Raw genomic sequence first — 4,092 nt, forward strand, 5'->3', positions numbered from 1 at the left:
CCGTGGTGGCCGAAGCCATGGGCGGCATGCGTTATCTCAATGCCGAACCTGGCCATGTGCCGGTGCGTGCCGGCGTGAGCCTGGGCGATACCTTGGCGGGCCTGCACGGTGCCATCGGTATCTTGCTGGCCTTGCAGGCACGCCAGCGCAGCATCTGCCCCGAGGCCCCCAAAGGGCGCGGGCAGGTTGTAGATGTGGCTTTGTACGAAGCCGTGTTCAACTGCATGGAAAGCCTCTTGCCCGAGTTCAGCGCCTTCGGGGCGGTGCGCCAGCCCGCAGGCTCTGCCTTGCCAGGCATTGCGCCGAGCAATGCCTACCCTTGTGCGGATGGCATGGTCGTGATCGGCGGTAACGGCGACTCGATCTTCAAACGCCTGATGATTGCGATTGCGCGTGACGATCTGGCCACTGATCCCGAGTTGGCCAGCAATCCCGGCCGTGTCAAGCGCGTGGCCGAGATCGACGCCGCGATTGGTGCCTGGACGGCCACACGTTCCGTCGATCAGGTGCTGGATGTACTCAACGCGGCCAGCGTGCCGGTAGGCCGCATCTACAACGCCCAGGACATCGCGCAGGATCCGCACTACCGTGCCCGCGACATGATCCTGCCGGTGACAACGCATGATGGCCTGACGGTCGAGGTGCCCGGAATCGTCCCGAAGCTGTCGGCCACGCCGGGTGTGATCCAGCGCCGTGGGCCCACCTTGGGTGAAGACACGCAAGCCGTGCTGTCCTCGCTTGGCAAGCCATCCAAGTGATCAAGCCTTGGCTGGTGGATGTCGCCACAGGTCCACAAAGGCCTGCCACCACCATGAGCGCAGGCCGATGACCAGCGTGTACGGCTTGCGTTTGTCCGCAGGCAGGCGTTGATCGGCCAGGTGCTGCTGCGCAAAGTCTTCGGCTGTGCGTTGCAAGCGCTCGGCAAAGGCGGAGGCCAGGCCGGGGCCCAGCGAGCCGTGCACCAACAGCAGCATCTCGTCCTCGCCATCGAAGCCGCCGGCGAAATACTCATCGACCACGTTGTCCCGGAAGAACTGCATGACCGGGCCATGCGGGCGCCAGCGGAAGGTCTTGGCCACCTGCAGGCGGTAACGATTGAGCGGGCGCAACTCGATGATGCCCAGCTTGTCCAGCTTGGTGAAGTAGCGGATGCATTCCACTTCGCTGATGTTGTAGCTGGAGACGATCTGGTCGAAGTTCCACTGGCTCAGACAGCAGATGGCCATGAGCAGCAGCTTGCGATCGGCCACCACGGCGCGCTCCTGCGCGAGCGTGAGTTCCCGTCGCAGCGGTTGCGCATCGGCAATGCGCCGCGCCAGTTCCGCGAAATCCAGCTTGAGCGCGCGGCAGATGTCGTCCACGCGTGACAGCGGCATGTCGGCCTTGGCGAACATGCGCTTGACGCTGGATTCAGCCATGCCCAGGCGGGCAGCGAGTTGGGCATAGGTCACGCCTGCGGCCTTGAGTTCAGCCTTCAGCGCGGTGACCAGATCCAGGCTGGTGCTCATGGTGACGGTGTCCTGTGTGCATGAAAGTATCGAAAAATGATACTTCATGATCATCAGGTTGACACTCCGTATTGCTTTGTTGACCTGGTGCCTGTGCGCGCCAAGAATCGCGTCCATGTTCAACAGCCAAGGCAAGACCATCATGGCTACAGTAATTCGACGCGATACCCGGGCCTGGAAGATTCAAGTCTGGATCTCCTTTTCGATGGCCGCCTTCTTGTGCGGCACGGGGCTCGCATGGCTGCCCGGCAAGATGCTGGAGCAAGCCTTCATGGTCATGGGTTATGTGTTTTCCTTGTCCGCGGTATTCGTGTTGTCCAAGCATGTGCGTGACCAGTCTGCCGCTCAAGACGGCACGCCGATGTGGTCGCTGGTCGTGTGGGCTGGCTTTGCGCTGGCCGTGGGCCTGACGGGTTGGGGCATGTGGCAGATGGCGATCGACCCTTGCTACAAGGCCTTCCTGATGGTGTGCTGGTTGTTCTTGCTGTCTTCTGCGTTCACGTTGGCCAAGATGCTGCGCGATGCGCATGAAGACGATGTGGCTGCGATGTCGGTATCGCAATAACTCAACCTTCTTCTATCTGGAGTCTCATCATGTGTGTTGATCGTGCATCTCGTTCGATTCGTCGCGGCCTGTTGGTGTCGCTGTTGTCCGCCGCGTTGGCTTTGTCGGCTGTGCCTGCTTTGGCCCATAACGATGGCTTGTCGGAAGCCAGCGCCTTGTCGGCCTTGCCTGTGGCCGTCTCGGTCACTGCGCCTGTGCTGTCGTTGGCCGCTGGATCTGTGCTGGTGCTGGCTTCTGTTGAAGTCGTGGCGGATGGCACGGTGTGGGTCTTGCAGCGTGCCAGTGATGGTGCGCGCGTTGTCGTGAAGTGGTCGGCCTTGTCTGCCGGCATGGCTTCCGTGGCCATTGGCACGGCCATTACCGTGACCGCGATCAGTGCAGGCTGGGTCTTGTCTGCGGCGGGTGAGGTGCTGGCCTTGATTCCCAATACGCTTGGGCAGGCCCTGTTGCATCACGAGCGTGTCATTCGTTGAACCAGGAGTCGAACATGTCATCAAAGAACACGATCGGTGATCGCGTCAATTGGCTGGGGTGCGTGGCATCCTCCCTGATAGCCTGCATCGCCATGGCCTGTACACAGCCAGCCCTGGCTGGGCGCGCCTGTGAGGACCAGCCACTCAAGCTGTCCGCCGTAACCAACGGCCTGGCTCTGGCCGAGCGCACGGCAAAGCAACTGGATGCTTCAGGCGCAAAGGTTGCGGTGCTGGCGCGGTCAGGTCAGAACCTGCGCGAATATGGCCTGCGCTATTCGCACCTGGGCTTGGCCTACAAGGATGGCGATGTCTGGCGTGTGCTTCACAAGCTCAATCAATGCGGGACGGACAAGGCCTCCGTGTACCGCGAAGGCCTGGGCGATTTCTTCCTGGACACGCCGTTCGAGTACGTGGCCGGCATCGTGCCTCTGAGCGCAGATGCGCAGCAAAAGCTCTTGCCCTTGCTGAAGAACCCTGCACCTGTTGCTGGTATTCACACACGCTCGTACAGCATGGTGGCCTACCCATGGGCGCAAAGCTATCAGCAAAGCAATCAATGGGCTATTGAAACCATGGCTGTGGCCATGGGGGCTGAGCAAATCAGCCGTGAGTCAGCACAGGATTGGCTCAAGGACCACGACTACCAGCCCACAGAGTTGCACCTGTCCACACTGACGCGTCTGGGGGCCCGCATGACGGCGGCCAACGTCAGTTTCGACGACCATCCTAACTACCTGCGGTTTACCGGGCGCATCCGCACAGTGACCGTGGACTCTGTCTTTGCGTGGTTGCAACGCACGGGCCTGGGTGGTGCGGAATGGGTGGTTCGTTGAGGCCATTTGTGTCGGCACACAGCGCTGATTTGTTGTCCAATGAGCGTCATTCAATCTGAAGGGGTCCTCACCGTGAGTGAAAACAGCATGCCATCTGCTGCCGACCAGTCGGCGCCGCACGGCGCCCGTCCGGGTCAGTTCGCCTTGCTGTCGCAGCGTCGTTTTGCGCCGTTCTTCTTTACCCAGTTTCTGGGGGCGGCCAATGACAACCTGTTCAAGTTCGCCTTCACGGTGCTGGTGACCTACCAGTTGCAGATCAGTTGGCTGGAACCCAAGATGGCCGGTCTGGTGATCGGTGCCCTGTTCATCTTGCCGTTTGTGCTGCTGTCCGCCACGGCCGGACAGTGGGCCGACAAGTACGACAAGGCCATGATCATGCGGGGCGTGAAGCTGCTGGAAATCGTGGTGATGGTGCTGGCGGGTATCGGCTTTTGGATGCAGATCGTGCCGCTGCTGCTGGCTTGTGTGTTCCTGATGGGCTTGCACTCGACCTTGTTCGGGCCAGTGAAGTACGCCTACCTGCCGCAACACCTCAGCGAGCGTGAACTGACCGGCGGCAACGGCATGGTCGAGATGGGTACCTTCGTGGCCATCTTGCTGGGTAACGTTGGTGGCGGCCTGATGATGGGCATCCCGCAGACGGGCGTGCACTGGGTGGCTGGCAGTTGTTTCGCCGTGGCCTTCATCGGTTGGCTGGTGGCGCTGCGCATCCC

Annotated in this window: 6 protein-coding genes; 5 read left to right on the plus strand and 1 reads right to left on the minus strand. The window is 61.2% G+C overall.

Features of this window, described 5'->3' with window-relative positions:
• A partial coding sequence (locus EPO09_RS15375; RefSeq protein WP_290644208.1) for a CaiB/BaiF CoA-transferase family protein occupies window positions 1–758 on the plus strand: 758 nt, incomplete at its 5' end.
• On the opposite strand, the gene EPO09_RS15380 is transcribed toward EPO09_RS15375, so the two are convergent.
• Window positions 759–1,508: a helix-turn-helix transcriptional regulator gene (locus EPO09_RS15380; protein WP_290644209.1), complete on the minus strand. Its 750-nt coding sequence runs from the start codon at window positions 1,506–1,508 to the stop codon at window positions 759–761.
• A 115-nt stretch (window positions 1,509–1,623) separates the two neighbouring features.
• Here EPO09_RS15380 and EPO09_RS15385 point away from each other — a divergent pair, with 115 nt between their 5' ends.
• From EPO09_RS15385 to EPO09_RS15400, 4 genes are all read left to right on the plus strand, one after another.
• Window positions 1,624–2,073 (plus strand): YiaA/YiaB family inner membrane protein, encoded by a 450-nt coding sequence (locus EPO09_RS15385; protein WP_290644210.1) that lies wholly within the window; start codon window positions 1,624–1,626, stop codon window positions 2,071–2,073.
• Window positions 2,074–2,102: 29 nt separating this feature from the next.
• The gene (locus EPO09_RS15390; protein WP_290644211.1) at window positions 2,103–2,546 is read left to right on the plus strand and encodes a hypothetical protein; all 444 of its coding nucleotides are present in this window, start codon (window positions 2,103–2,105) and stop codon (window positions 2,544–2,546) included.
• A gap of 14 nt (window positions 2,547–2,560) precedes the next feature.
• Window positions 2,561–3,379, plus strand: coding sequence for a DUF2145 domain-containing protein (locus EPO09_RS15395; RefSeq protein ID WP_290644212.1), 819 nt, complete (start codon window positions 2,561–2,563; stop codon window positions 3,377–3,379).
• Between the two features lie 87 nt (window positions 3,380–3,466).
• Window positions 3,467–4,092, plus strand: a 626-nt coding sequence (locus tag EPO09_RS15400; protein WP_290644213.1) for an MFS transporter, incomplete at its 3' end; no start/stop codon positions are given.

Origin of the sequence: Aquabacterium sp., from assembly GCF_004297345.1 — a bacterium.
In the GTDB taxonomy this organism is placed as follows: domain Bacteria; phylum Pseudomonadota; class Gammaproteobacteria; order Burkholderiales; family Burkholderiaceae_C; genus Aquabacterium.